Annotated in this window: 18 protein-coding genes; 6 read left to right on the forward strand and 12 right to left on the reverse strand. The window is 64.5% G+C overall.

Annotation, left to right across the window (positions count from 1 at the left end; all coding sequences use genetic code 11):
• Positions 1 to 45: 45 nt before the first annotated feature.
• From ACR9YP_RS25240 to ACR9YP_RS25255, 4 genes are all read right to left on the reverse strand, one after another.
• Positions 46 to 1410 (reverse strand): autotransporter outer membrane beta-barrel domain-containing protein, encoded by a 1365-nt coding sequence (locus ACR9YP_RS25240; protein ID WP_438108371.1) that lies wholly within the window; start codon positions 1408 to 1410, stop codon positions 46 to 48.
• A 238-nt stretch (positions 1411 to 1648) separates the two neighbouring features.
• On the reverse strand, positions 1649 to 3298 hold the full coding sequence (locus tag ACR9YP_RS25245) for an acyl-CoA synthetase (protein WP_474217421.1): 1650 nt from the start codon (positions 3296 to 3298) through the stop codon (positions 1649 to 1651).
• Between the two features lie 21 nt (positions 3299 to 3319).
• Positions 3320 to 5209: a TRAP transporter large permease gene (locus ACR9YP_RS25250; RefSeq protein ID WP_438108375.1), complete on the reverse strand. Its 1890-nt coding sequence runs from the start codon at positions 5207 to 5209 to the stop codon at positions 3320 to 3322.
• Positions 5210 to 5224: 15 nt separating this feature from the next.
• Positions 5225 to 6244 carry a TRAP transporter substrate-binding protein gene (locus ACR9YP_RS25255; RefSeq protein ID WP_438108377.1) on the reverse strand — a complete coding sequence of 340 codons (1020 nt, stop codon included), beginning with the start codon at positions 6242 to 6244 and terminating at the stop codon, positions 5225 to 5227.
• A gap of 468 nt (positions 6245 to 6712) precedes the next feature.
• Here ACR9YP_RS25255 and ACR9YP_RS25260 point away from each other — a divergent pair, with 468 nt between their 5' ends.
• Both ACR9YP_RS25260 and ACR9YP_RS25265 read left to right on the forward strand, forming a co-directional pair.
• Positions 6713 to 7909 carry a M24 family metallopeptidase gene (locus ACR9YP_RS25260; protein ID WP_438108379.1) on the forward strand — a complete coding sequence of 399 codons (1197 nt, stop codon included), beginning with the start codon at positions 6713 to 6715 and terminating at the stop codon, positions 7907 to 7909.
• A gap of 334 nt (positions 7910 to 8243) precedes the next feature.
• Entirely contained in the window at positions 8244 to 12236 is a 3993-nt protein-coding gene (locus ACR9YP_RS25265; protein ID WP_438110772.1) for a Dyp-type peroxidase, read from the forward strand.
• Positions 12237 to 12323: 87 nt separating this feature from the next.
• Here the strand turns inward: ACR9YP_RS25265 and ACR9YP_RS25270 are convergent, their stop codons facing one another.
• From ACR9YP_RS25270 to ACR9YP_RS25290, 5 genes are all read right to left on the reverse strand, one after another.
• Positions 12324 to 15428, reverse strand: coding sequence for an ATP-binding protein (locus ACR9YP_RS25270; RefSeq protein WP_474217422.1), 3105 nt, complete (start codon positions 15426 to 15428; stop codon positions 12324 to 12326).
• 424 nt (positions 15429 to 15852) lie between these two features.
• Complete coding sequence (locus ACR9YP_RS25275; protein ID WP_474217423.1) at positions 15853 to 16680, reverse strand: hypothetical protein; 828 nt, start codon at positions 16678 to 16680, stop codon at positions 15853 to 15855.
• A 120-nt stretch (positions 16681 to 16800) separates the two neighbouring features.
• Positions 16801 to 17181: a hypothetical protein gene (locus tag ACR9YP_RS25280; RefSeq protein ID WP_438108384.1), complete on the reverse strand. Its 381-nt coding sequence runs from the start codon at positions 17179 to 17181 to the stop codon at positions 16801 to 16803.
• Between the two features lie 199 nt (positions 17182 to 17380).
• A complete protein-coding gene (gene fsrB / locus ACR9YP_RS25285; protein WP_438108386.1) occupies positions 17381 to 18673 on the reverse strand; it encodes a siderophore utilization protein FsrB in 1293 nt (430 codons plus the stop codon).
• Between the two features lie 211 nt (positions 18674 to 18884).
• The gene (locus ACR9YP_RS25290; protein ID WP_438108388.1) at positions 18885 to 20873 is read right to left on the reverse strand and encodes a TonB-dependent siderophore receptor; all 1989 of its coding nucleotides are present in this window, start codon (positions 20871 to 20873) and stop codon (positions 18885 to 18887) included.
• 144 nt (positions 20874 to 21017) lie between these two features.
• Between ACR9YP_RS25290 and ACR9YP_RS25295 the strand changes: the two genes are divergently transcribed.
• Positions 21018 to 21236 carry a hypothetical protein gene (locus ACR9YP_RS25295; RefSeq protein WP_438108389.1) on the forward strand — a complete coding sequence of 73 codons (219 nt, stop codon included), beginning with the start codon at positions 21018 to 21020 and terminating at the stop codon, positions 21234 to 21236.
• A gap of 151 nt (positions 21237 to 21387) precedes the next feature.
• Here the strand turns inward: ACR9YP_RS25295 and ACR9YP_RS25300 are convergent, their stop codons facing one another.
• From ACR9YP_RS25300 to ACR9YP_RS25310, 3 genes are all read right to left on the reverse strand, one after another.
• Positions 21388 to 22053, reverse strand: coding sequence for a methionine ABC transporter permease (locus ACR9YP_RS25300; RefSeq protein ID WP_438108391.1), 666 nt, complete (start codon positions 22051 to 22053; stop codon positions 21388 to 21390).
• On the reverse strand, positions 22043 to 23194 hold the full coding sequence (locus tag ACR9YP_RS25305; RefSeq protein ID WP_474217424.1) for a methionine ABC transporter ATP-binding protein: 1152 nt from the start codon (positions 23192 to 23194) through the stop codon (positions 22043 to 22045). The genes ACR9YP_RS25300 and ACR9YP_RS25305 overlap by 11 nt, the downstream gene beginning before the upstream one ends.
• A gap of 230 nt (positions 23195 to 23424) precedes the next feature.
• Entirely contained in the window at positions 23425 to 24897 is a 1473-nt protein-coding gene (locus ACR9YP_RS25310) for a DASS family sodium-coupled anion symporter (protein ID WP_474217425.1), read from the reverse strand.
• Positions 24898 to 25136: 239 nt separating this feature from the next.
• On the opposite strand from ACR9YP_RS25310, the gene nthA reads away from it, so the two are divergent.
• Genes nthA through ACR9YP_RS25325 form a run of 3 tightly spaced genes read left to right on the forward strand, consistent with a single transcriptional unit; the run spans position 25137 to position 26796 of the window.
• Positions 25137 to 25763 carry a nitrile hydratase subunit alpha gene (gene nthA, locus ACR9YP_RS25315; RefSeq protein WP_438108397.1) on the forward strand — a complete coding sequence of 209 codons (627 nt, stop codon included), beginning with the start codon at positions 25137 to 25139 and terminating at the stop codon, positions 25761 to 25763.
• A complete protein-coding gene (nthB, locus tag ACR9YP_RS25320; RefSeq protein WP_438108398.1) occupies positions 25760 to 26419 on the forward strand; it encodes a nitrile hydratase subunit beta in 660 nt (219 codons plus the stop codon). The genes nthA and nthB overlap by 4 nt, the downstream gene beginning before the upstream one ends.
• Complete coding sequence (locus ACR9YP_RS25325; RefSeq protein WP_370987338.1) at positions 26419 to 26796, forward strand: nitrile hydratase accessory protein; 378 nt, start codon at positions 26419 to 26421, stop codon at positions 26794 to 26796. The genes nthB and ACR9YP_RS25325 overlap by 1 nt, the downstream gene beginning before the upstream one ends.
• The last annotated feature ends 81 nt before the right edge of the window (positions 26797 to 26877 follow it).

Consider the following 26877-nt stretch of genomic DNA (forward strand, 5'->3'; position numbering starts at 1 on the left):
TTCCGGCGCGTGGGCGGAAGTCTTCTCCTCGATCTCGCGGCAACCTCACCATGCGTAACGCAGCATGGCCTTGCCGGTGTAGGACCGCACGAGGCTCGACACTTCGCTGTCGAAGTTCGCCGTGGCGGACCAGCCGTTGAGGTCGCGCAGCTCGATTGCAACGCCCGTGAGCGCCGCGTTCGGCGCCAAAGCCGTACCGCCGACGATGACGCCTTGGCCGGGCAGGGACTGGAACGCAGCTGGGATCGATTGTCCCGCGCTGAAATCATGCGCCCAGGCGAGTCGACCGCGCAGGTTCAGCACGCTTCCCAACAAGGCAAAGGACGTGCTCGTGCGCAGGCCGAGCTCGGTGCGGCTGTCCGTGAAGCCGTCGCCGCCGGACGTGCTCGGCAACGCATTGGCGGTGGAGGGCGGCTGCGCGATGTCGGATGGGAGGCGGAAGGTGGTGATTTGCGCCGCCGCATAGGGCGTGATGCCGAGCCAGGGCATCGCAAAACGATAGCCGCCTTCGAGGCGGCCGGAATAGGCGTTGGCATTGATCGTGGCATTGAGCTGCCCGGTGCCGGCCGGCGTCACCTGATAGTCGCCGATGATGGCCTGCCAGCCATAGGCGAGTGCGGTCGCGACATAAGCCGAACCGGTGGTGTGTCTGACGAAGGCGCCGGCCTGGAACAGATCGGAGCGGCCGCTGGAAAAATTGTTGGCAAAGCCGCTGCCGCCGCCGGCGAGCGCAAAGCCCATCCGTGTCTGCGGCGAGAGAGAGTAGTCGGCACCGGCTACGGTGCCGAAACTGCGGCTAGCCGAGCCGCTGCCGCCGGTCGAGACCTGCGAGCCACCGAAGCTGGCAGCCCAGACGCTCCATTGTGGGGCGGCGAGCGAAGGCCTGCCGTAGATCGCCCCATAGGCCTCGCGTCCGATGCCGCCATGCGTCAGGTCGTTTCCGATCTCGGCGTAGGCTGCAAGCTCTGCATCGAACTCAGCCGGGCCGATACCGCGGCCCTCGACGGCAGGATTGAGCAGGGTCTGCGTGAACTGCGTCATCGCGAGGAACGTGGCCTGTGCCGTCTCGGGCTGCACGGCGCGATCGGCGCCGCCGCCGAAGACCCGCCGCATGCCGAACCGTGCCGGATCGGTCAGGCCCGGCGGTTCGGCGTTCCAGCCGTAGGCTGGCGGAATGCCGCCGCCATTGCCAAATCCGGCCCCCGAGAAACCCGGCGGCTGCGAGCCGCCAAAGGCAACGCCTGCGGGACTATTGAAGCCACCTAGAGCATTCGGCCCGCCAGGCCCAGGTCCCTGCGTGCCCGCGAAGGCGCCGAACTCGCGCGTGGCCTGCGCGGCGGCCGCGTTGGGCAGCAACAGTCCAGCCGTCAATAGCAGCAGCGTCAGACGCGCAGGCGCGTCCGCACTCACGACACCAACCGCATGAAGCGCCCCAACCGCACCGGTCGCCGGCCGCGCAGCCCGCGCGGCGAATCATCTGGAAGCGGCGAATCCGACAACGTGGAATCGTAAATGCGTCTCTAACGTTTTCCAATCTTTTCCTGTCGTGTCTCGAGATCGCCGGAGCTGCGCGCTCGGTTTCCGACAACGCACAATCGCCGCGCAGACGCAGCTTATGTTTCCCGATATTTCTGAAGCCTCGATCGGCTCAGGCCGAGATCGCCTTCGCTGATCCGACTTCGCTGCGCAGCAGGAATTTCTGGATCTTGCCGGTCGAGGTCTTCGGGATCGGCCCGAACACGACCGCCTTGGGCGTCTTGAAGCCGCTCATCTGCGATCGGCAGAACGCGATGATCTCGGCTTCGCTCGCGCTGGCGCCGTCCTTCAGCTCGACGAAGGCGCAGGGCACCTCGCCCCATTTCGGATCGGGCTTGGCGACCACGGCGGCGAACAGCACGGCCGGATGCTTGTAGAGGATGTCCTCGACCTCGACGGAGGAGATGTTCTCGCCGCCGGAAATGATGATGTCCTTGGAGCGGTCCTTGATGATGACGTAGCCGTGCTCGTCGAGCACGCCGAGGTCACCGGTGTGAAACCAGCCGCCCTCGAAGGCTTCCTTGGTCGCCTTCTCGTTTCTGAGATAGCCCTTCATCACGATGTTGCCGCGGAACATGACCTCGCCGATGGTCTCGCCGTCGCGCGGCATCTCTTGCATCGTCTGCGGATTGATGACGGTGACGTCTTCCTCGAGCGGGTAGGGCACGCCCTGCCGGCGCTTCATGCGCGCGCGTTCGGCGGGCGGAAGCTCGTCCCAGCCGGGTTGCTCGGCGCAGACGGAGGCGGGGCCGTAGACCTCGGTCAGCCCGTAGACATGCGTCAGCTTGATGCCGATGCTTTCGGCGCCTTCGAGCACGGCGACCGGCGGCGCAGCGCCTGCGATCAGGCCGACGACGCGACGGGCAGCGTTGCCTTTGGGCGCATCGGGCGCGTTGATCAGCGTGTTGTAGACGATCGGAGCGCCGCACATGTGGGTGACGCCGTGCTGTCTGATCAGCTCGAAGATTTTGGTCGGCTCGACCTTGCGCAGACAGACATTGACGCCGGCGGCCGCCGCAACGGTCCAGGGGAAGCACCAGCCGTTGCAGTGGAACATCGGCAGCGTCCAAAGATAGACCGGATGCTGACCGAGATTGCCGGCGAGGATGTTGCTGACGGCATTGAGATAGGCGCCGCGATGATGAGTGACGACGCCCTTGGGGTTTCCCGTGGTGCCCGAGGTGTAGCTCAGCGCGATCGCATCCCATTCGTCGGTCGGCAGGACCGCGGTGAAGCTCGGGTCCCCTAGCGCGAGCGCCGCCTCATATTCGATCTCGCCGATGCGCTTGCCGCCCTTGAAGGCCGCATCGTCGACGTCGATCACGAACGGCTTTGGCCCGGTCATCTGTGCGAGTGCGTCGGTGATGACGCCGGAGAATTCCGGGTCGACCAGGATGATCTTGGCTCCGCCATGGTCGAGCTGGAACGCGATCGAGGGCGCATCGAGACGGATGTTGAGCGCGTTGAGCACGGCGCCCGTCATGGGGACGGCGAAATGCGCCTCGTTCATCGCCGGGATGTTCGGCAGCATCGCCGCCACGGTGTCACCGACGCCGATACCCTTGCCCGCGAGATAAGAGGCAAAGCGGCGGCAGCGCTCGTGAGTCTGCGCCCAGGTGAAGCTGCGGCCCTCATAGACCGTGCTGACAAGATCGGGATAGACGGCGGCGCTGCGCGCGAGGAAGCTCAGCGGGCTCAGCGGCACATAGTTGGCGGGGGTCTTGTCGAGGCCGATATTGTACTGGTTCTGCCGCTCACTCATCGACATCCTCCTGAAAACGCCTCAAAGGAATCCGATCGAAATCCAGGGGAAGATCGCGACGATGATCAATCCCACCAGCAGCGCCAGCAGATAGCCCCAGATCGGCCTGATGCCTTCGGCCGGATCGACGCGTCCGATGGCGCACGCGGCATAATAGCCGACGCCGAAGGGTGGGGCGAATAGCCCGATACCCATGGCGAGAATGATCACCATGGCGTAGTGCACCTCGTGCACGCCGACGGCGCGGGCGATCGGGAACAGCAGCGGCCCGAACAGCACGATCGCCGGGATGCCCTCGAGCACGCTGCCGAGAATGGTGAAGGCCAGGATCGAGACGGCGATGAAGGTTGCGGCTCCCCCGGGCAACCCCGTCATGGCCGCCGCCAGCGAGCGCGAGAAGCCTGATTGGGTCAGGCCCCAGGCCATGCCGGTCGCCGTGCCGATGATCAGCAGGATCGCGCCCGACAGCGCTGCGGTCTCGACCAGCATCGGAAACAGCCGCCGCCAGTCGAAGCGGCGGTAGACGAGGAGGCCGACCAGGGCGCCATAGACGATGCCGATGGTGGAGACTTCGGTGGCGGTCGCGATGCCCTCGACCACGGCGTAGCGGATCACGAAAGGCAGCGCGAGCGCGGGCAGGGCGATGATGAAGGTTTTGCCGATCTCGGATGCCGTGGCGCGGCGGACGTGGCTCATGTCCTCGTGGCGGTAGCGCCACCACACCAGCATGCAGAGCGTGATTGCGAGCACCACGCCGGGCAATAGGCCGCCGGTGAAGAGGGCGGCGATCGACACGCCCGTGACCGAGCCGATCGTGATCAGCACGAGGCTCGGCGGAATGGTCTCGGTTTGAGCGCCCGTCGCGGCAAGAAGCGCGACGAGATCGCCGGGCTTGGCGCCGCGCTGCTTCATCTCCGGGAACAGCACGGGCGCGACCGCCGCCATGTCGGCCGCCTTGGCGCCGGAGATGCCGGACACCAGGTACATGGCGCCGACCAGCACGTAATGCAGCCCGCCGCGGACATGCCCGAGCAGGCTCGCCAGGAACGCCACCATGGCCCGCGCCATGCCGGTCATCTCGATCAGAAGTCCCAGGAACACGAACAGCGGCACCGAGAGCAGGATGAGGTGGCTCATGCCCTCGTCCATCCGCCCGACCAGCACCATCACGGGCGTTCGCGTGGTCAGCGCCAGATAGCCGAAGATCGCGAGGCCAAAGCCGAACGCAATGGGAACGCCGGCAAAGACGCAGAAGCCGGCGACGCCGACGAAGAAGATGACGAGGTTGAGATTGCCGAGCGGCCGCAGCGACGGCTCCGCCAGCCAGAATGCGCCGATCAGGACCGCAACCGACAGCACCGCGGCCGCGACCATCCGGTAATCGGCGGCGCGCAGCAGCCGCAGCAAGGCGAACGCCGCCATCAGGCTGATGCCGGCCGGCAGCGCGGCAGCGCGCCACATATTCGAGATCTGCAGCGCCGGTGTGGTGATGTAGCTCTCTTCGTAAGCATAGTCGCAGGACGGCCAGACGATCAGCGCCAGGAACGCCAGCGCCGCGCAGGTTGCGACCAGATCGAGATAGGCCCGCATCGCCGGCCTGGCGCTGGCCACGACCGCGGTCATGCGCATGTGCTCGGAGCGGCGAAACGCGACCGCCGCACCCAGCATGGCGAGCCACAGGAACAGGATCGAGGCGAGCTCGTCCGACCAGATCAGCGGCCGGTGCAAGCCGTAGCGCGCAACCACGCCGGCAAACAGGATCACGATCTCGGCGACGACCAGGATCGCCGCCGGGATCTCCACGAGAAGGCCGAGTGCGCGCTCCGTTGAGGTCAGCAATGAAGGTCGGCGAGGGGACTGAACAGTCGCCTCGCCCGCCACTTCGATCACCTCGACCTCGACATGAGCCATGACGCGGCCTGCGCGTTACGACAGCTTGCCCACCGCCTTTTCCAGAAGGTCCCAAGCCTGGTCGCCGTATTTGCCCTTCCACTCGGCATAGAAGCCGGCGGACCGCAGCTTGTCGCGGAACGGCGCCACGGCCGGCTGGTTGAAGGTCAGGCCCTTGGTCGCGAGCTCCTGCTGGAGGTTGGCGTTGAGCTTGGCGGTGTCCGCGCGCTCGTTGACCGCGGCGGCGTTGATGTTCTTGGCGACGATGGTGCGCACGTCCTGCGGCAGCTTTTCCCACGCTCTGCGGTTGGCCAGGAACCAGAAACCGTCCCACATGTGGTTTGTCAGCGAGCAGTACTTCTGCACCTCGTAGAGTTTTGCGGTCGAGATGATCGCCAGCGGGTTCTCCTGGCCCTCGACGATCTTGGTCTGGAGCGCTGAATAGACCTCGCTGAAATTGATCGAGGCGGGCGCCGCATCGAACGCCTTGAACATCGAGGTCCACAGCGGCGACACCGGCACGCGGATCTTGAAGCCCTTGAGATCGTCCGGACCGGTGATCGGCTTGGTCGACGACGTGGTCTGGCGGAAGCCGTTGTCCCAGATCTTGTCCATGACCTCGAGGCCGGCCTTCTTGATCTCGCCGCGGACATGGGCGCCGAGATCGCCGTCCATGGCCTTCCAGACCGTGTCGTAGTCCGGGAACGCGAAGCCGATGCCGTTGATGGATGCCGCCGGCACCAGGGTCGACAGGATCAGGCCTGACAGCGTGAAGAACTCGACGCCGCCGGAGCGGATCTGGCTCAGCATGTCGGTGTCGGACCCGAGCTGGTTGTTCGGGAAGATCTGGAGATCGAACTTGCCGTTGGTCTCGCTCTTGATCGCGGCCGCCATCTCCCTGGCGCGCACGTTCAGCGGATGAGTGTCCGGCAGGTTGTTGGCGTATTTGTAGGTGAACTCGGCGCTCTGGGCGCGGGCCACATGGGGCGCACCGAGGCCGCCCAGAACCGCGGTGGCGGCGGAGGCCTTGAGAAGCGTGCGTCGGGAAAAGCTCATGGGTCTGCTTCCTCGGAAGGTTTGTTGTTGTTCTGAGATGCAAACCTATACGGACGTCAGGTCAGAAGGTCATCTGCGATCTCGCGAGGCCTCGCTTATTGCAGCCGGACAAGGTCACGGCAATATCGGCTTTCGGAGAGATGGGCCGACAAAAAATGCGAAAACAACCCCATGCACAGTAGCCGTCAACGAGCTGGGAGAGCCGCCCAGCGCCAGCCCGCAAATGGCCTGGAGCGAAGGTGCAGTGGCAGGAATTCCATCTAAATGTCTGATCTAATTGTACATAAATTTATTCCATAATATACCTTATGCGAATTACGGATATGGACGGCAGGCAGTTCCCCAAGCTGGTGCGAACCCTACTTCCGGGCCTAGCATCGGGAGCCAACTGACCATCCGGCTGTTAGTCGGATGGTCGCGGACAGGAATTGCAGGAGATCAAATCGCCGCAGCCATGGGAGAGTCGTCATGCAGGAGACCGCTGCCCGCGCCACTGCCTCGCGTGTCATTCCGTTCGATGCTGCCAAGCTCGACCGTCTCATGGAGGACGCCGGCCTCGACGTGTTGGTCGCGACCTCCAAGCACAATGTGCAGTACCTGTTAGGCGCTGAGCGGGCGATCTTCTTCGACTACATGGATGCGCTCGGCGTCAGCCGCTATTTGCCGGTCCTGGTCTATCCCAAGGGCGCACCCGAGAAAGCGATCTATGTCGGCCACCGGCTGGAGGCCCATCAGCGCACGGTCGCGCCGCCATGGGTTCCGCAGCTCCGGGCCGAATCCAATGGGTCAGTCGATGCGATCACGCGGGCCGCAGATCTGATCCGGGATGCTGGCGTGTCCTTGCGGCGCGTCGGAGTCGAGATGGCGTTCCTGCCGATGGATGCTGGCCGGGCACTGGCCGACGCCCTGCCCGGTGCCGAGCTCAAGGACGCCGTCGTGGTGCTGGAGCGGCTGCGGGCGGTCAAGTCGGCGGAGGAATTGGCGAAGCTCAAGACCGCGTCCGAGCTCGTCGTCGCATCCATGCTGGCGGTGATCGCCGGCCACGGTCGGGGCACGACCAAGCAGCAATTGGCGGATGCGTTGCGCCTCGCGGAAGCCAACCGCGGACTGACCTTCGAATATTGCCTGCTCGCCTGCGGCAGCAGCCACAACCGGGCGCCATCGTCGCGGCACTGGGAGCAAGGCGAGGTGCTGTCGTTGGACTCCGGCGGCAATTATCACGGCTATATCGGCGATCTCGCGCGCATGGCCGTATTGGGCAAGCCGGATGCCGAGTTGAAGGACTATCTGGCCGAAATCGAGGCGGTCCAGCGCGCCGCCTTCGCCGCGGTCCGGCCGGGCGCCATGGGCGGCGACATCTACGTCGCGGCCGAGCGGCAGCTCGCCCAGATCACCCAGCGCGACTGCACCGATTTCCTGGCCCACGGCATGGGCCTCGTCAGCCACGAGGCCCCTCGCCTGACCGCCAAGGGCCCTGTTCCCTACGACGACACCGACGCCCGCCAACCGCTCGAAGCCGGCATGGTGGTGTCGATCGAGACCACGATGAAGCATCCGACGCGTGGCTTCATCAAGCTCGAGGACACGGTCGCGGTGACGCCGACGGGATACGAGATTTTTGGCGAAGGCGGGCGTGGGTGGAATCTCGGCGGCAACGCGCTTTAGCGTAGCGGCAGCTGATCGAGCTGGCTCTGCATCTTCTTGACGACGGCTGCGAGCCAGCTCTGCCTCGGTGCTTTCTTGGCGAAGCATGCGGGTTAGGACAACTCGCTGAGGGACAGGGCGAGCGGATCGTCGATGCTCACCGCCTCCGCTGGCCTGAATGGCCGACGGCGGTGCCCCACCCTCGACCACTTCTGCGCGCGACCAGGATGCCGTTTCGATTCGAGTCGGGCGACTTTCGGTCTGCGAACCGCGACGGAAAGTTCGGAGATTGTGAGCCAGTTCATAGAAGCAAGGGCGCCCGGAGTCGCAGAGTTGGATCCCTCTATTGCTCGAAGTGACGCTACGAGGACGGTGCGACCGAAGGGCCTGCGTCAAATTCCATGACCGCACCGGAATTAGCCAAATTGCATGTTTGCGAAGGAAAAAGCGTAATAGTTGCATTTTAGCGAGGGCGCAACGTAGGGCCGCTCGCACCAGGGGAGGCAGAGACATGCGTCGGGATTTGACAATCAAGACCGGCAGCATGGCCGGGACGTCGGATTTCAGGGTGATGGCTCCGATCAAGAAGGGGTTTGTGCCGTCCCTGGATGCGACCACGTACAAGACGCGTGTCAAGTACGTGTTGCGGTCGCTGAATGGCGGACGTGCCAGCGCGTATGAATACGAGCTCGCCCGCGTCCTGTCCGACTCCGTGGACCGCGTCGGACGCATCCACTCGGTGGGCATCGCCGTGCTCGAACCCGAGGACGACTCCGTGGATGCCGTGGACTATGTGCTGCTGACAGCGACGTTCGACGGCTCCTGGGAAGCCTATGTCCGCGTCATCTGGCAGAAGGCCGCGCGGCTGCTCGACCTCATCTTCTGCAATACCGAGGGCTATTGGCTCGGTCACGAGAACACTTACGAAAACTGGGGCATCTGGCTCAAGAGCATGCAGACCGAAGCCTATTTCCTCTATGCCACCCCCGACCTGACCGTGGATGACACACGTTTCCTGCGGATGGAGGAGCGGGTCTATCGGCGCGCCTCGGGCGACGGCGCCGATCGGATTGTCACGCGGGCCAGGATTCCGTCGCCGGAAGACATTGCGCGACGCTCGATATTCGAGGTCGACGGCCAGATCGGTGTCGATCCGACCAATGCCGGCTTCAGCAAACCGCTCACCATCGAAGCCGCCGGCCGGCCTCCGTTTCACCACGGCATACGCGCGCTGGCGGGGCTCTACCATCTGGCCGACTTCTATCCGCCGGGGACGCATGACGGGGTGGTTCTGCATCGGGCCGCCCACGAGCTGCTGCCGGAATTCGTCACCATGATCAACGACCCTGCCTACGCGGAAGGCGTCAAGCGCGCCCGCCGGCGCTATGAAGAGGCCCTGCGCTGGTTGATGACGCCGCCCGACGTCGCGCCGGTACGGCGCAACCTGCCGCTCGCCCTGCCGAACAAACCGCTGTTGCAGGATCCCGGCAACGTGCAAGGCGGGATTCTGACCGCCTACAATTCAGATCACGGCTGCCTGCTGCTGTTGCAGTTCGCCAATCCGGCCGCACTGGCGGCATTTCTCAGCGTCCTGCAGGCGACGGTGACATCCGAAGCCGACGTTCTGACGCCAGGGCAGATCGTCACCAACATCGCATTCACGATCGAGGGGCTGCGTCACGCCGGCCTGTCCGACGAAGAGGTGCGCTCACTGCCGGAAGAATTCGTGCAGGGCATGGAAAGACGCGCCGGCCTGCTCGGCGACGTGCGCTGGAATCATCCCCAGCGATGGCGACTTCCGGCAAGCAACTGGGCGCTCGGGATCAACGCGCCGGACCTGCGCGAAGACGATCCGGCGCCGCGCATCAGCATGAGCTCGGTCCATGCCGTCCTTCAGCTCCGCTTGTTGCTGTCCAAGGATACGCAGACGACGGCGGATGCGAGAAATGCGTTGATGGCCGAAATGAACCGCCTGGTCGACGTGGATGCGGGTGTCAGGCCGCTCTCGATTCAGTGGATGCAGCGGCAGCGCGATGGGTCCTCCGGCATCATGCAGGACCATTTTGGTTTCGCCGACGGTAGTTCGAACCCGGTGCTGCGCGAGGACCAGGCCGGCAGGCGCTATTCCAATCAGGTGCATCTCGGCGAGATTCTGTGCGGCTACCCGAACCTCGCCGACGAGACGGCGCCGCTCGGCGACGCGACCAATCGTGCTCACGCGATGCTCCGCGACGGCAGCTTCATGGCGCTGCGTAAACTGCGACAAGATGTCGAGCAGCTCGAGGATGTCCTGTCCCGCGCTACGCGACAGGCAACCGAGACGGCCGGACCGGACGCACCTGCCCTGACGCGCGAGACGCTGATGGCCAAGATGATGGGACGCTGGCCGACCGGCCATCCCCAGGCCGGCCAACCGCTGACCCCTACTCCGCCCCCCGACGAGCAGTGCAACGACTTCAACTACGACGCCGATCCGCAGGCCCAACTGTGCCCGTATCACGCGCACATACGGCGCGCCAATCCGCGCGCCTCGATCACCAAGGCGGATGCCGGCGCCCGGCCCCCACGGATCGTCAGGCGCGGCATGTCCTACGGTCCGCCCGTCAAGCGTGACGACCCGCAACCCGCCAAATCCGCCCTGCAACAGGAGCGCGGCCTGGTTTTCATGGCCTACAATGCCAGCCTCGGCGAGCAGTTCGAGGTGGTGCAGAGCTGGCTCGCTCGCGGCAACAGCTCGGGTTCGTCCTCGGGGGTAAGCGATCCTTTCCTCGGCCTCGCCGAGCCTGGTCGGCTCCGACATTTTCGTTTCGAGCATGGAGGCCAGACGGTCCGCGTGGCGCTGGACGGCTCGGACCGGCTCCACGACGAACCCCGTCCGTTCGTACGTCTGGAATGGGGAGCGTATTTCTTTGCGCCATCGAAGAAGGCGCTTGCCGATCTGCAGCAATGGGCGGCCAGCCAGGGGCGCAAACCGGCAGTGGTGTGGAGCGTGGAGCAGGGGGAAAAGGAGATCGCGCGTCTGCGCCTGATCGAGAGCCGGCAGGGCGAAGCCGCGGGGATGGCCGCGTGGAAGACGGCACTCGAAGATCCGGATTCCGCCTCGCATTTCGTCAACGCGTCAATTTGGGCTGCGATCCGCGAGCGCCACAGCGGCGCGCTCCGCACGCCATTCGGGGTCTTGGTGGCCGACCGCGACATGGTCTCCCAGGTCTTTGCCGATTCCGACACCAAGCTGACCATCACCGGCTACCTTCCTCGCATGCTGCGGTCGTTCGGCATCCTCTATCTTGGCCGCGACGCCGGGCAGCCAGACGAAGTCTACGAGCATGAATCCGCAGCCTGCAACGCTGCGATCATGGCCCTCGACCAACCCGCCGCATTCGAGCTGGCGCGCGCGGTCACACAGAAGGTGCTGGGCTTCATGGTCAAGCAGACGATTGGTTATGCCGCCGAGGACGGCGAAGCGAGCTGGGAACTGACCGTCGACGTGCACGAATTGGTGGATCCGCTGCTCGCCACCTTCTGCGAAGCATGGTTCGGATTGAGCGAAGAGGGGGGCCATTTTCGCCGCGTCGGCTATCGCTGGGATTGGAAGCCGGGCGAGCCGCCCGGTTATCCCGGCCATTTCCTCTCCCCTTCGCGCTACATCTTCCAGCCGCATCCGAACAAGACAGTGGAGGCGGTCGGTGCGGCACATGGCGAGGCTGCGCGCCGTGCCATGGAAAGTTTCCTGAAGCAGTTCGGGCCGACAAACGGACCAGTCACGAAGGCGGTTTATAACTCGCCGCGCGGAACGGGCGACATACCCTTCGTGGCGCGCACGATCGCCGGCGCCATGATGGGTTTCATTCCGACTGTCGACGGAAACCTGCGCAGGATATTGAACGAATGGCTGCGCGAAGGGACGCTGTGGGCGTTGCGCGCTCGCTATGCCGGCACCGTGGCGGAGAACTACACCGACGCCCTCAACCGGCTGAGAGACGACTTCATCCCAACCATGCAACTGCGTGCGGTGCCCGAACTGATCTGGCGGACAGCCATCGTTTCGCACACCATCGGAGATGTCGAGATCAGGCCGGGAGACGTCATCGTCGCCGGCGCGGTTTCCGCCACCCAGCAAAATCTCGCCGAAGGTCGTCAGGACATCTATCACGCCTTCGGCGGCAACCGCAGGGTCGTGGGGCATCCCACGCATTCATGTCCCGGAGCAGACCCGGCGCTGGCAGTGATGCTGGGTTTCTTCAGCGCACTGGTGGAGACGCCGCTACCCCTGCGCGCCGGCCCCATTCCCATGAGCCTGACGATGGACGGAAGGGTTCCCGCGCCGCCGAGCCCACCTCAACCCTAGAGGCGTATAAGGCGGAATGGGTTTGCGCATGCCCAGACAATCATACAAAACGCGATGACGATTCATCCTGATCGCACTGCGCTTTGGCTAGACAGCATAATGCTGACCGCTTCCGAGCTGATCGCTGGCGTAGATGACGGGCGTGCCGATGACGAACCGGATCGCCTGCTCCGCATGCCAGTGCATGCCGAGCGCCTGCAGTTTCTCGGCGGCTTCCGTAATGGTCTGGCGGGCCGCCCCGTCCTGCCCCTGCCCCGCGAGAAGCTCGCCGCGCAGGGCGAGGTTCAGGGCCGCATCGCGCAGTGACCCGCGCCTGCCTGCGGAGATCTCCGCGCGCCGCAACCAGCGCTGGCTTAGTGCAAAATCTTGGCGTTGGGCTGCGAGTTTCGCGAGCGAGCGGCATGCTGCCGCCTCGCCCAGCCGCTCGCCTTCACGCGCGCGGCGCAGGACATGGGCGGCGTACCGCCGTGCCGTATCGACATCACCTTCGGCTGCTGCTGCCTCGACCAGCCAGCTATATTGAACCGACGTGTAGAAGTGGAAGTTTCGCCTTTCCATCCATTGCGCGGCGTTCCGCAACTGCTGCAAACCGTCGGCATCGCCGGTCGCCGACCAGCGGGCAAATCCGGACGCGGCGCGGCAGGCCGCCAGCAGCAGCAGGCTGCGCATATTCTCGGCGACACGGGCTCCCTCGACGGCGAGCCGCTCCGCCTCCTGCCAGCGACCTTGCCAGACCAGTACGACCGAAACCCAATTGCGCACCGAATTGACGACCGGATGGGTCGAGCCTTCGACCAGGGCCATCGCCTCTCTGAAGCAGTCGTGAGCGCCGTCGAAATCTCCGCGATCGGCCAGCACACTGCCTTTGCACGACAACGCGTAGGCCGTGCCGATGGCGATCGCGCCATGCCGGCGGCTTCGTTGCTGCTTGGCTGAGATGGCAGCGTCGATCAAGGTGATGGCTTCGTCGTATTGGCAGCTTGCTGCGAGAATCTGGCCCAGTGAAGCTTCGATCTGGGCGATCATGCGGTGGTCGCCGAGCTTGCGCGCCAATTCCAGTGCTGTCCGTGTGTGTGTCACGCCCTCCCGAAAGCGGCCGAACCCGTAGCACATGTAACCGAGCCATTCATAGGCACTGGCCATCGCGCCGGTGTCGCCGAGCGAGGTCGCAATCGTGACCGCTTGCTCAAAGACGGTGGTGTCGTCGGTCAACGACATCGGGTCGAAAATGTTGACCAAACCCAATTTATTGGCCAGCAAGCACCAGCGCAGCGACTGCTCGCGCGAGCGATCCGGCACGCGATCCAGCGCTTGCATGGCCACCTGATACTGGACACGGGCACGGTCCAGCGCGAACGCAGCCATGGCCTTGTCGCCGGCGCGCTCGGCATAATGGGCCGCGCTCTCCCAATGACCTGCGCCGCGGGAGTGGTAGGCCAGCCCTTCCAGCGTGTCTTCGCGATCGGCCTGCTCGGATCGTGCCAGCAATTCGCCCTGGATGCGCTTATGCAATGCCTGACGCTCGTGCAGGCCGATCGTGTCGTACACTGCGTCCCGCGTGATGCCATGTTTGAAGCGAAGGACGCCGCCCGCTGGATCGGCATAGAGAAAATCTGCGTCGGCCAATGCCCGCACCTTTGCCGGGTCTGGTTCGCTGCCGCAGGCCGAAACCAGCAACCCGTGCGGCACCGTGTTTCCAATGACCGCTGCGGCGCGTACCACGTTCACCTCATCCGCCGGCAGGCGCGCCAGCCGCGAGGCGACCAGCGTTGCGACCCATCCCTGCTTGCTGCGCATTTCGAACGAAAGGGGATCGTTGGCCGCGACGGAATGGCACAGCTCTTCGATGAAGAGCGGCACCCCGCCGGCATAAGCCTGAACGCGGGCCACCAGGAAGGGATCGGCCTGTGGCACCCAGCGTCGTACAGCCAGATCGGTTTCCGGGCCCTGGAACGGCTCTAGCTGCAGGTGAGGCGCGCTGGAAATCCACTCGGTGCCGTCGTCGCGCGGCCGGCTGGCGAGGATGACGCGCGGTCCATTGGGCAATTGCAGGAGGGCCTCCAGCAGCTGCCGGCTCGCGTCGTCGGACCATTGCCAGTCGTCGATCACCAGCACCAACGGACCCTGCGCCGACAAGACGGTAAAGAATCCGAGCAGGTCACCGACCACGCCGTCGACGGTCATCCGGCCGCCGCGCGCATCGGCGCCGGTCGACGCCAGCGCGAGGATCGATTCAGCACGCGGACCGAGCTGGGCGGCCCATGGCTGCAGGCCTGCGCGGGCAATCTCGTCGGCCTCGACGACAGATGCGTCCGGTCGGATTCCTAGGTAGGCGCGCAGCATTTGCAGGAATGGTTGCAGGACTTCGGCACCGACATAACTTTCGCAGCTGCCCCGCAGCAGCTTGAACTGTTCGGTACCACTATGTCGCAACACTTCTTCCAGCAGGCGCGTCTTCCCGAGCCCGGGACCGCCGACGACGACCACGCAGCGTTGCGTGGCCGGATGGGCTTGGGCGAGAAAGCCGGTCAGAACGTTGAAAATCTCGTTGCGACCAATAAAGGGCGTCAGGCCGCGACGAGAGGTTGCCTCGAAGCGGCGGGTCGCCGTGCTTCGTCTCAGCACCACGCGCGCCTGCGGCATTCGGGGCGCTGCACCCGATGTCTGAAGACGGTCGCCGAGCTCGAAAAAATTTGCATGCGGACCAAGGGCATCGATGCTAGCCAGGATCTGACCCGGGGCAGCGTAGCGCGACAGGTGCGCCGCCGTGTTCACGACATCGCCGATCAGGTCGTACCGGCCGGACTCGATATCTCCCTCCGTCAGGAGCAAGGTGCCGGCGTGGATACCGGAATGCATTTGAAGCGGCATCAGAGCCGGCGACACGCCATCGTGGCGTAATTGCCCGACCCAATGGTGAATATCAAGTGCCGCTTCCGCGGCACGACGACCGTCATCCTCGCCCGATTGGGGGTAGCCGAACACAGCGAGGGCACCGTCTCCCTGCGTTCTGATGATGCGACCGCCGTGCCTGGCCACCGCGCGATGCCAGATTTCCCGCAGTTGGCTCAGGAGTTCGGAAAGGTGCTCGGACTCGATATCTCTGCCTAAGGCGGTGGACCCCACGAGGTCAGAGAAAAGCACCGTCAATCGATGACGTTCGCCTTTCCGGTCACGGGTCTGCGTATTCATCGTCGATCGCAGCCAACTCGTTGCCGAACGGCAAGCACGGTCTCCGGCTGGTGCCAGATCGGATGCCGCAAGGCAGGATACACACCGCTAGTATCCCGCCTACCCTACGCGAGCACAAGGTGAAAGCTCGTGGGGTCGCATTCGCCGAACATGGTTCTCGGCGCGGCCGCCTAGACCAAATCTAACCCATTCAAAAATTTGATTCATTTCCCTTAATGGACAGCGGATGCGGTTCGCGGCGTTTGCGAAAGCCGGGCCAGCCCGCCTATCCGGCAACTCAAATGCCCAGGGGGCCAGTCCCCGGTGCGCCCACAGCGATTTCATCACGCAGGAGGAAATCGAAGGTGCACATGATCGCTGAGCCGACGGCTTTGGCTATGAAGGTCCCGGTGGAAGGACAGCGCAAGATACTCGAGCTGCCGCTCTAGCGTAGCGGCAGCAGATCGAGCCGGCTCTGCGCCTTCTTGACGACTGCTGCGAACCAGCTCTGGCTCGGCGCTTCCTTGGCGAAGCAGGCTGTGAAGGCCGCCATCGCATTGTCTTCGCGGGTCATGTCGCCGCGCGGGTCCTTCTTGTCGACCGCTCTGGCCATCATTTGTTCCCAGATCTTCTCGCAGGCCGTGATCGGGGCCGTCTTTACGGCGTCCGATGTCGCGATGAAGAACACCTTATCGCCCTGGATCGCGACGACGTCGATCTCATGCGGCGGCGCCTTGAGACCGCCATTGCCGCGCACGCCGAGCATGGCGACCGCGGCACTCGCCGCTGCAGGCTTGGTGATCGGCAGCTCCGCATAGATGGCGAAGGCGGCGTCCTGGATCGCGTAGTAATAGAAGCGGTCGGATTTCAACGCTGCGCCGCTCTCCTGCGGCATGCCATCCTCGCGATGCTCGCCCAGCCAATGCCTGAGCAGCGTGGTCGTGGTCACCACCGCTTGCGTCTTGTGACCTTCCGAGGCGAAGCTGAGTCCGTCGAGATGGCCGAAGCCGATGTCGTTCTTGAACAGCGTATCGACGTTCGACTTGCCCTCGGCCGGCAGCCCCTTGATCGTAACTGGTCCCACCAGGCCGCCCAGCACGCCTGCCAGCTCCTTGAGTGCGGCATCGTGCTGCTTATAGATCTCGTCGCTCTCCTTAGTCGCCGAGAACTTTGCGATGTAGCGATCGCGCAGGTCGAGATAATGCTCCTCGGGCGCGGCGGCACAGGCGGGCGTTGCCAAGGCGAGCAGGCAGAGCAAGGCGGGTAATCTCATGGCAATGTCCGCAACTGGGAGCTATCTCCAGTCTTTGTGCCGGTGCCGGGCGAGGAGGTTCATCCGCGATGCCGCGCTGTGCTCTTCGCGCGCGACGCACGGCATGCGATGCGGTCTCCCTCAATAGCTTCGGCCCGGGCCAGACGAGCCGCGCGAACCTCGCGCGCCGCGGAAGTAACGGCACCACCCGTCCGGGCTGATAGGTCCGGCAACGATCTCGCAGCTGCCGGGGGACCGGAAATGCGCACAAACCCCGCAGCGCTGGGCTCCGTTTGGCTGATACTGGTACTGCGCAACCTCTTTCGGGATGGGCTTGCGTGCGCGGGCATAGGCACCCGTGGCAGATCCTGCGGTGCCATGGGCCCATGCCGGAGCCGCAGCCGTGCCCGCCAGCGCTGCGCCGCAGAGCGATTTTGCGATGAAGCCGCGGCGAGAAAGACCCTTGTCGGGCTTGTTGCTGGAGGAAGAGCTTGCACCTACCGGCTTGGATTGATCACTCATCAGTCGCCTCCTGGCGGTACCGCCTTGGGCAAGTGGGATTTCCCTGTAACTCACAAACCGTGCCGGAATATTCCTGGTTCCTAAATGTATCCTCAGATGACCGTAATCGCAGCGCGGCGCGTCACCACGGATATGCGCTACGGATTCGTACCGAGGCTCGGTTTCGCGGCAACGTTCATCCGAAGACCGGACGAGCGCCCTACTCTGCCGGCGAGAGTTGCTGCCGGCCGAGGCGCATCGCCGCGGTCTCGCGCACGCGGACACGGGCACGGCGCTTGCGCCACCAGATCACGACGCCGGTCACCGAGAGAGCCGCTACGACGAGGCCCATGATCGAGATCAGGATGCGGCCGAACAGCCCGACGATGCGGCCCGAATGCAGCGGGAATTGCGCCTGCACGAAGATGTCGGCGGCGGTGCCGACCCAGGGCAGGCGCTCGCCGATGGGACGGCCGTCTTCGCTATCGTAATAGAGCTGCGCCGGGCCGACGCCGCCGGCGCCGTGGTCGTCGCCGGGATGAAAGAAGGCGGCGGCATAGACGCCATGAGCCGGGCCGTAGCTGATCGCGCCGACCGGGGTGATCCACCCTCGCCCCTTGCCGTCGGCCGCCGCGCGCGCCGCGATGTCGGCAAAGCTGACCTTGGGCTCGATGGGATTGTCGAGATCGCGATAGGGCCGCTGCTCATAGGGCGTCGGGGTGTAGTTCGAGACCATCTTCATCAGCGGCGAGAACACCTCGAAATAGAGGTTCAGCGAGAACGCCGTGAAGGCGATGACGAACAGTACGCCCCAGGTCCACAGGCTGAAGGCACGGTGGATGTCGAAATTGATCCGGTAGGCGCTGCCCGAGGTCTTGATGGTCCAGGCCGGCGCCCACCGCGCCCAGAAACCGCGCTGGAGCTGGCGCGTGACCTCAGGCGGCCGCGCCGTCCTGGCGCGCCGGCGTGAGGGCAGCGTCAGATAGAGGCCGACGAAGCAATCGATGGTCCAGATGATGGCGATCACGCCGAGCACGCGCATGCCCCAGCGGTCGCTGCCCCAGAATTCCGGGATGTGCATGGTGTAGTGCAGCTTGTAGAGGAACGAGACGAAGTTTTCTCTCGTCACCGGCCACACCGCGCCCCAATAGCGCCGGCCGAGCTCCGTGCCGGTGTTGGGATCGAGGAAGACTTGATTGTAGTCGAGCGGGTAACGCTTGCCGGTTGCGGCATCGATCCGCGGCATGACGAAGAACCACAACGAGTGGCCCTCCTCCGGCGTCATGAAGAGATAGACGACGCGCGCGCGGGGATCGCGCTGCTCGATCATCTTCGCGAGCTCGATCGACGGAATCGCCGGACCCTTGGTGCTGACGTCGAACAAATGGCTGTTCAGGACGTCGTCGATCTCGTGATCCCAAGAGATGATCGCCCCGGTGATGCCGGAGAAGAACAGGAAGCCGGCGGTCAGCAGTCCCGCCCAGCGATGCAGCCTGCCGAATATCGCTCTCATCGTTCGCCTCTTATGAAGCGGTCTGATCCCTCGCTGCCAAGGGCCATCGCATATGAGGTTGGAGCTTGGGGCGCTAAAGCCCCCGCAGCGTCATGGCCGGGCTTGTCCCGGCCATCCACGCCTTGCCAACGGCACAAAAGAACGTGGATGCCCGGGACAAGCCCGGGCATGACGACCTCTTGTGGTGGCTTAGACGCGATTGCCATCAAACTCACCAGCGGTAGGTCAGCTTGCCGATCGCCTTGCGCCCCTCGGCATACATGCAGCCCGACAGGCCGTAGCAGGCGGCGACGTAGCGTGTGTCGGCGAGGTTGGTGACATTCACCGACAGCCGCCAATTGTCTCTGGTGTAGGCCAAAAGCGCATCCAGCACGGTCGAGGATCCCACCTTGAAGGTGTTGGCGTCATCGCCCCAGGTCGCGCCGACATAACGGATGCCGCCGCCGAACTGCAAGCCTGCGAGCGGTCCGTTCTGGAGCGTGTAGTCGCTCCACAGCGAGGCGCGGTTGAGCGGCACGGTGACCGGCGCTTTGCCGACATTCACCGGATCCTGCGTGACCATGGCATCGACATAGGCATAGGCCGCGCGCAGATTCCAGCCGTCGGCGAGCGACATCGTGCCTTCGAGCTCGATGCCGCGCGACTTCACCTGCCCGATCTGTTCGTAAAAGGTCATTGCAGGTACGTACACAGCGACGTTGTCGCGCGTCAGGTCGAAGGCGGCGAAGGTGAACAGCGCATTCCAGCCGAGCGGCTGGTACTTGACGCCGACCTCGTACTGCACGCCGGTCTCGGGATTGAGCATCTGGCCGCCCGGTCCCGTGGCGAGCACCGGCAGGAACGATTCCGAGTAGCTGAAATAGGGCGCGATGCCGTTGTCGAAATTGTACATCATGGCAGCACGGCCGGTGAAGGCCGAAGCATCCTTCGAGATCGATGTGTTGCTGATGCCGCTGTCGAGCTGCGTCGTCACGAAATCCTGGCGGCCGCCGAGTTGGAATGACAGCCGGCCGAGCTTGATCTGATCCTGCGCGTAGAGGCCGAGCTGAGACTGCTTCACGCCGGTGTTGTCGTTCATCGCGCCGATGGTCCAGTCGTAGCTGTAGACCGGATTGAACACGTTGATCTCCGGCGACGACGTCGTGACGCTAAACGCGGTGTCGCGAAACGCGGTGTTGCGATAGTCGATCCCGACCAGCGTGGTATGGCCAAGGATGCCCGTGCTGAACTTGCCCTGGAGCTGGTTGTCCACTGCGAAGGAGTTGATGTACGAGTTGCTGTAGCTGCCGAAACGCCCCAGCTGCCCCGCCGCCTCGTCGGTATATCCCGTGCCGTAGAAGGTCTTTTCCTCGTTGTGCTGATAGGCGTAACGCAGGTTCTGCCGGAGCGTGATGTTGTCGGTGAAATCGTGCGAGAGCTGGTAGCCGGCGGTCGCGATCTCGGTGTTGAACGCGTTGAAGCTCGGCACGCCCGCGAAGAACGAAACCGGGATGGTGCGACCGTTGTTCGGCCACACCGTGCCCGAGGCCGGCAGGAACTGGAGGCCCCACCCTGCCCGGTCGCGCTGGTAGTTGGCGAGCAAGGTGATGGTGGTGTCCTCGTTCGGCTTGAAGGTGACGGCGGGCGCGATGAAGACGCGGTTGTCCTTGGTGAAGTCGACCTGAGTCTCGCCGTCGCGCACCACGCCGGTGAGGCGCCACAGTACCGTGCCTTCCTTGTTGGCGGGCCCGCCCATGTCGAACTGGCCCTGATAGCGGTTGAAGCTGCCGCCGGAGATCGAGATCTCGCCGAACTGCTGCGCCGTCGGCAGTTTTGTCACGTAGTTGAGGATGCCGCCGGTGCCGCTGCCGCCATACATCGCCGAGGACGGGCCCTTGAGAATCTCGATACGCTCGGCCCCGTAAGGATCGAGGCCGTTGAAGTGCACGTAGTTGCTGGACGGAATCCGCAAGCCGTCGACGTAGAGGCCGGACATGGTCGTGTCGAAGCCGCGGATCTGAAGGGCGCCGAAGCGGGTGTCTGAGCCGCCATTGACGTCGCCGCTGACGCCGGCCGTGTAGCGCAGCGCCTCGCCGATCGAGACCGCGCCCTGGTTCCTGACCTGGTCGGTGGTGACCACGGACACCGACTGCGGCGTTTCGATCAGCGGTGTATCCGTCTTGGTGGCGGTGCCGCTCCTCGTGGCGACGAAACCGCGCACCGGACCATTGGCGCGTTCGAAGGTGGCGCCGTTCGATGCCGACTGGGTTGGCGCAGCCTGCTGCGCCGGAGCGCGACGATTGGCGCGCGCGGCACGTGTCGCCGCCGACCTTCGTGACGATGCAATCGCCGCGGGGCGAGCGCGTTGGACTGGCGCGTCGACGGTGACAGCGGGAATTTGCGTCTGGGCTTGCACGTCACCGAGCGGCACGGAGAGAGCAAATGTGCTGACGGCACCGAAGAAGAGAAGATGAATCTGCCGGCGACGCGTGCCATCACGCGAAGAAAGTTGGAAGTCGGTCACGTCTTGGAAGCCCCACGCACTGCCGGCTTTGCCGGTATCATTTTTGATGCCCCGCCCTAACTCAGGCGGTTTCGGAGTGCGATAGGAACAGCGTTAGAATTTCTCCAGACGTGTGCGCAGCAAGTGCGGCGAAAGCGCCCAGTCACGTTTCGATTTTGGAATGTTTCCAGACGAACGAGAATCTGCCCGTCCGCAACATCTGGAAACGATATCAGCGGTGCCGCAGCCGGCGGTTGACGCGACGCGCCAGATAATCGCCCGCGCTCTGCACGAGCTGCACCAGCGCGATCAGCACGACGACGACGGCCAGCATCATTTCCGGCATGAAGCGCTGATAGCCGTAGCGGATGCCAAGATCGCCGAGGCCTCCGCCGCCGACGGCGCCGACCATGGCGGAATAGCCGAGCAGGCTGACCACCGCGAGCGTCAGTGCCAGCACCAGGCCCGGCAGCGCCTCGGGGATCAGCACCTTGAGCACGATCTGGATCGGCGAGGCCCCGAACGAGGATGCCGTTTCAATGAGGCCGCCATCGACCTCGCGGATCGCGGCTTCGACGAGGCGTGCGATGAACGGCGTCGAAGCGATGGTCAACGGCACGATCGCCGCGGTCGATCCGATCGAGGTGCCGGCGACGAGGCGCGTGAACGGGATGATGGCGACGACGAGGATGATGAAGGGCGTAGACCGCGTCGCGTTGACGATGACGCCGAGCACGCCGTTGACGGCAGGTGCCGCGAACAGCTCCCCCTTCCGGCTGGTCGCAAGAAAGACGCCGAGCGGCAGACCGAAGACGGTGCCGAGCAGCGCCGCGATGCCGACCATGAACAGGGTTTCGCCCGTGGCCTGGGCGATCAGGTTGATGAGTTCAGGCGACATGGCCGATGCGCTCCGCCGGGAATTGATATTGAGACAACCAGGCGAGCGTCCGCGTCGCCGCGTCCTCTCCGCCAGAGATGTCAAAAGGAATGCCGAGAACGAGCGAGCCGACTTGCTGGCCGCTGATCTCGTCGATGCGCGCCGAGAGCAGCGCGACGTCGAAGCCGAGCTCACGGGCAAGCCGCGCCACCAGCGTATCGCCGGCGCCGGCGCCGCGGACCTGGACGCGGATTACGGCCTGTCCACCCGCGACCGGCTCCGAAACAATGCGGCTCGCCAGCGACACCGGCAGGCTGTCGCCGATCACCTCCGCCAGGAAGGACTGCGTGATCGGGTTCCTGGGATGGGTGAAGATGTCGGCGACATGGCCGCTCTCGACCACGCGGCCGGCATCGAGCACCACGACCTCCTTCGCGAGCTGACGCACCACCGACATTTCGTGGGTGATCAGCACGATGGTCACCCCGAGCTCGCAGTTGATGCTCGCAAGCAGATCGAGGATCGCGCGCGTGGTCTGCGGATCGAGCGCGGAGGTCGCCTCGTCCGACAGCAGCACGCTCGGCCGCGTGGCGAGCGCCCGCGCGATGCCGACGCGCTGCTTCTGGCCGCCGGAGAGTTCCGAAGGATAGCGGTCGTGCTTGTCGGCGATGCCGACCAGCGCGAGCAGCTCGGCGACACGGATCTTGATGTCGGCCTTGGCCCAGCCGGCGATCTCGAGCGGCAGCGCGATGTTGTCGGCCGCCGTGCGCGACGACAGCAGGTTGAAGTGTTGGAAGATCATGCCGATCGAGCGCTGCGCCAGCCGCAATTCGCGCCCTGCGAGCGCCGAGATGTCTCTGTTATCGACGATGACGCGGCCCGTGGTTGGCTTCTCCAGCCCGTTGATTAGCCGGACCAGGCTCGACTTGCCGGCGCCGGAGCGACCGATCACGCCGGTGATGGAACCGCGTGGAATCGCGAAGTCGATGTCTTGCAGCGCTTTGACGCCGGGCTTGCCGCGATAGGCCGGATAGGTCTTTGAGATGCCGGCGAAACGGACCATCGCGTCCGGCTCGGTCGCGGCGGGCGAAATCGCTTCAGGCGTCTGGATCGGCTGTCCGATCGCAAGCGATTGGTGGGCGTTCATGGTGATGGCCTTCATGCACAATGGTTCGCTTGCCCGCAAAATCCACGGGGAAGCCTGGTCGCAATCATGCGACGGGATTGGAACCGCGATGAGGGCTCGGAAAGCGCGCTGCACCGCAGCACGCACCATCGCCCTTTCAGGTCCGTCTTGCAATGTCAGATATCTGCGGGAGTTGGATGAAGTTTTCCAAATCCCGCCCCTCGGGGAGAAAATTCATCTGCCAGGCCAAGAGCCTCCGGCGCGGCTCAGTGGACCTGCAACCAGGGCAGCACAATCAGCAGGAGGCCGGCGAAATAGAGCAGCCCAAAGATCAGGCCAAAGCCCCAGAACTGGCCTTTGCCGATGTAACCGCTGCCGAAATACATCGGCGCAGGTCCCGTCGCGTAAGGCGAGATCACGCCCATCAGGCCGAGCGAATACATGCAGAGCATGGCGAGCGTCGTGACTGGCAGATCAGTGATGCCGGATCCGACCGCCAGCACCACCGGCAGCACCGCGGCCGCATGCGAGGTGATGCTCGAGAAGAAATAGTGGATCCAGAAGAACAGCGCGACCAGCAGCAGCATCGCGGTCGATGGCGACAGCCCCGCGAGCGGCTTGGCGTATTCGGCCGCGAACCATTTGATGAAGCCGATTTCGTTGAGGCCCGAGGCCAGGGTCAGCAGCGAGGTGAAATAGAAGAACACTTCCCAGGCGCTCTTCTCGCCGACGATGTCGGCAAACTCGATCACGCCCGTCACCAGCATCAAGGAGATCACGATGAACACGACGGTGGTGGCGTTGACGAAGTTCGAGCCGAGCACGGGGACGTGGATGTCCGGGCTCGAGCCCGCGATCCACAGGAACATCGCGAGCACGATCAGGCCGAGCATGATCCATTCGTTGCGCGACATCGGGCCCATCGCGCTGAGCTCCTTCGCCGCCCATTCCGAGATTTCCGGGCTGCGCTTCACCTCGGGACGGCACACCAGATAGCTCAGCAGCGGAACGAGCACCATCAGCAGGATTCCGAGCGGCGCAAAGCCGACGAACCACTGGCCCCAGCTCACCTCGATCCCGACTGTCTTCTTGGCGATCGCAAGCGCCGCCGCGTTGGGTGCGAGCGCGGTGAAGAACAGCGAGCTCGTGATCGCGGTCGCCGCAAAGGCGGTCCACATCACATAGGTGCCGATCCTGCCGGCGGTCGGTCCCGGCTCGGAGCCATAGATGCGCGGGATGTTGCTGATGATGGGATAGACGATGCCGCCGCTGCGCGCGGTGTTCGAGGGGGTCGCCGGCGCGAGCAGGAAGTCCGACATCGCGACCGCATAGCCGAGACCAAGCGTGTTGCGGCCGAGTCGCTGCACCAGCACCAGCGCAATGCGCCGGCCGAGCTGGCTCTTGCGGTAGCCGATCGAGAACACGAAGGCGCCGACGATCAGCCACACCGTGCTCTCGGCAAATCCCGCCAGCATCCAGCGCAGCGATTTCGTGGGATCGGCATCGATATAGCCGGCGACGCCCGCGACCGTGAGACCGATGAACCCGACTGCACCGACCGGCATCGATTCCAGGATGAGCCCTGTGATGACCGCCGCGAACACGGCAAAATAGTGCCACTGATTGACATTGAGCCCCGACGGCACCGGCCACAGATAGATCGCCAGCCACACCACGAGGGGCGCGATCAGCTTCCAGCGAAACCCGTTCGCCTCAGACGCCTGTGAGCTAGCGGTCATGGGCCTTCCCCCTCGATTGTCGTCGCGCCGTGCGGCCCGTTGACCGGACCCGCTTTTGTCCCAGCGCGGCGTATACGGACTGTCCACGACGATATCAATGGCTGTCCAGGGCCGGATTGAAAGCGGTTTTCGTCATGTCACCGGCGATGCCAGCGCGCAAAGGCGTCACGAACACGTGGCCGGATTGCACTGCAACGAACGCTCGACAGAAACGGACCATTGCGCCTATCCTTTGTCCCATGAGCCACGATCATGACCACCACCACGACGACCATTCCGAGCTGTCGGAGACCGAGCTGCGCGTGCGCGCGCTCGAGACGATCCTGACCGAAAAAGGCTATGTCGAGCCGGCCGCGCTCGATGCCATCATTCAGGCCTATGAGACCAAGATCGGCCCGCATAATGGCGCGCGCGTCGTCGCCAAGGCCTGGACCGATCCGGCGTTCAAGAAGGCGCTGCTGGAGGACGGCAGCAAGGCCATCGGCACGCTCGGCCATGTCAGCCGCGTCGGCGATCATCTCGTCGTGATCGAGAACACACCTGAGCGCCACAACATGGTCGTGTGCACGCTGTGCTCCTGCTACCCCTGGGAAATGCTCGGGCTGCCGCCGGTCTGGTACAAGGCCGCACCCTACCGCTCGCGTGCGGTCAAGGATCCACGCGGCGTGCTCGCCGATTTCGGCGTCACGCTGCCCAAGGACATGGAAATAAGAGTGTGGGATTCCACTGCGGAGACGCGCTTTCTGGTTCTGCCGATCCGCCCCAAAGGCACGGAGGGCTGGAGCGAGGACCAACTCGCTGAACTCGTCACCCGCGACTCCATGATCGGCACCGGCTTTCCCAAGACGCCGGGAGCGCCGTCATGAACGGCGTGCACGACATGGGCGGCATGGATGGGTTCGGCAAGGTCGAGCCCGAGCCGAACGAGCCGATGTTCCACGCTGATTGGGAAGCGCGTGTCCTCGCCATGGTGCGTGCGATGGGGGCGGCCGGCGCCTTCAACATCGACACCTCGCGCTTCTATCGCGAAACGATCCCGCCGCATGTCTATCTCTCGAGTTCCTATTACAAGAAGTGGTTCCTCGGTCTCGAGGAGATGCTGATCGAGAAGGGCTATCTCACACGGGAGGAGGTTGCCGCCGGCCACGCGATGCAGCCCGCAAAGGCGCTCAAGCACGGCAAGTTCGATCTCGCCAATGTCGAGCGCGTGATGGTGCGCGGCAAGTTCGCCCGCCCTGCCCCGGCCCCTGCGAAATTTGCGATCGGTGACCGGGTGCGCGCCAAGAACATTCATCCGGCGACGCATACGCGGCTGCCGCGCTATGTGCGCGGCCATGTCGGCGTCGTCGAGCTCAACCATGGCTGCCACGTGTTTCCGGATTCGGCTGCGATGGAGCAAGGCGAAAATCCGCAATGGCTCTACACGGTCGTGTTCGAGGGGCGCGATCTCTGGGGCGCAGATGGCGATCCGACCTCGAAGGTCTCCATCGACGCGTTCGAGCCCTATCTGGACCCGGCGTGATGAGCAGCCCGCTTGCGGCCGCCGCCACTGCGGCCATCCCGAGCATTCCCCGCGATGACGACGGACCGGTGTTCCGTGCGCCCTGGGAGGCCCATGCGTTTGCGATGGCGTTGAGCCTGCACGAACGCGGCGTGTTCACCTGGCCGGAATGGGCCGCCGCGCTCGCCGAGGAGATCAAGCGTGCACAGGCCGCCGGCGATCCGGATACGGGCGAGACCTACTACCTGCATTGGCTCGCCACGCTGGAAGGCCTCGTCGCACGCAAGGGCGTCGCCTCGACGCAGACGCTGCACCGCTACCGCGACGCCTGGGACCACGCCGCCGACCGCACGCCGCATGGCAAGCCGATCGAGCTCAGGCCTGAGGATTTTCGGTAGGTCTCGCTGAGTTCGTCATTGCGAGCGCAGCGAAGCAATCCAGAATCCCTCCGCCGGGACAGTCTGGATTGCTTCGTCGCA

It is taken from the genome of Bradyrhizobium sp. BR14999 (genome assembly GCF_056106085.1).

Coding starts and splice junctions, on each gene's coding strand:
- ACR9YP_RS25305 (WP_474217424.1), bottom strand. CDS start 23,194: ATGAAGGCCATCACCATGAACGCCCACCAATCGCTTGCGATCGGACAG.
- ACR9YP_RS25260 (WP_438108379.1), top strand. CDS start 6,713: ATGCAGGAGACCGCTGCCCGCGCCACTGCCTCGCGTGTCATTCCGTTC.
- nthB (WP_438108398.1), top strand. CDS start 25,760: ATGAACGGCGTGCACGACATGGGCGGCATGGATGGGTTCGGCAAGGTC.
- ACR9YP_RS25255 (WP_438108377.1), bottom strand. CDS start 6,244: ATGAGCTTTTCCCGACGCACGCTTCTCAAGGCCTCCGCCGCCACCGCG.
- ACR9YP_RS25300 (WP_438108391.1), bottom strand. CDS start 22,053: ATGTCGCCTGAACTCATCAACCTGATCGCCCAGGCCACGGGCGAAACC.
- ACR9YP_RS25270 (WP_474217422.1), bottom strand. CDS start 15,428: ATGAATACGCAGACCCGTGACCGGAAAGGCGAACGTCATCGATTGACG.
- ACR9YP_RS25310 (WP_474217425.1), bottom strand. CDS start 24,897: ATGACCGCTAGCTCACAGGCGTCTGAGGCGAACGGGTTTCGCTGGAAG.
- fsrB (WP_438108386.1), bottom strand. CDS start 18,673: ATGAGAGCGATATTCGGCAGGCTGCATCGCTGGGCGGGACTGCTGACC.
- ACR9YP_RS25250 (WP_438108375.1), bottom strand. CDS start 5,209: ATGGCTCATGTCGAGGTCGAGGTGATCGAAGTGGCGGGCGAGGCGACT.
- nthA (WP_438108397.1), top strand. CDS start 25,137: ATGAGCCACGATCATGACCACCACCACGACGACCATTCCGAGCTGTCG.
- ACR9YP_RS25275 (WP_474217423.1), bottom strand. CDS start 16,680: ATGAGATTACCCGCCTTGCTCTGCCTGCTCGCCTTGGCAACGCCCGCC.
- ACR9YP_RS25280 (WP_438108384.1), bottom strand. CDS start 17,181: ATGAGTGATCAATCCAAGCCGGTAGGTGCAAGCTCTTCCTCCAGCAAC.
- ACR9YP_RS25325 (WP_370987338.1), top strand. CDS start 26,419: ATGAGCAGCCCGCTTGCGGCCGCCGCCACTGCGGCCATCCCGAGCATT.
- ACR9YP_RS25245 (WP_474217421.1), bottom strand. CDS start 3,298: ATGAGTGAGCGGCAGAACCAGTACAATATCGGCCTCGACAAGACCCCC.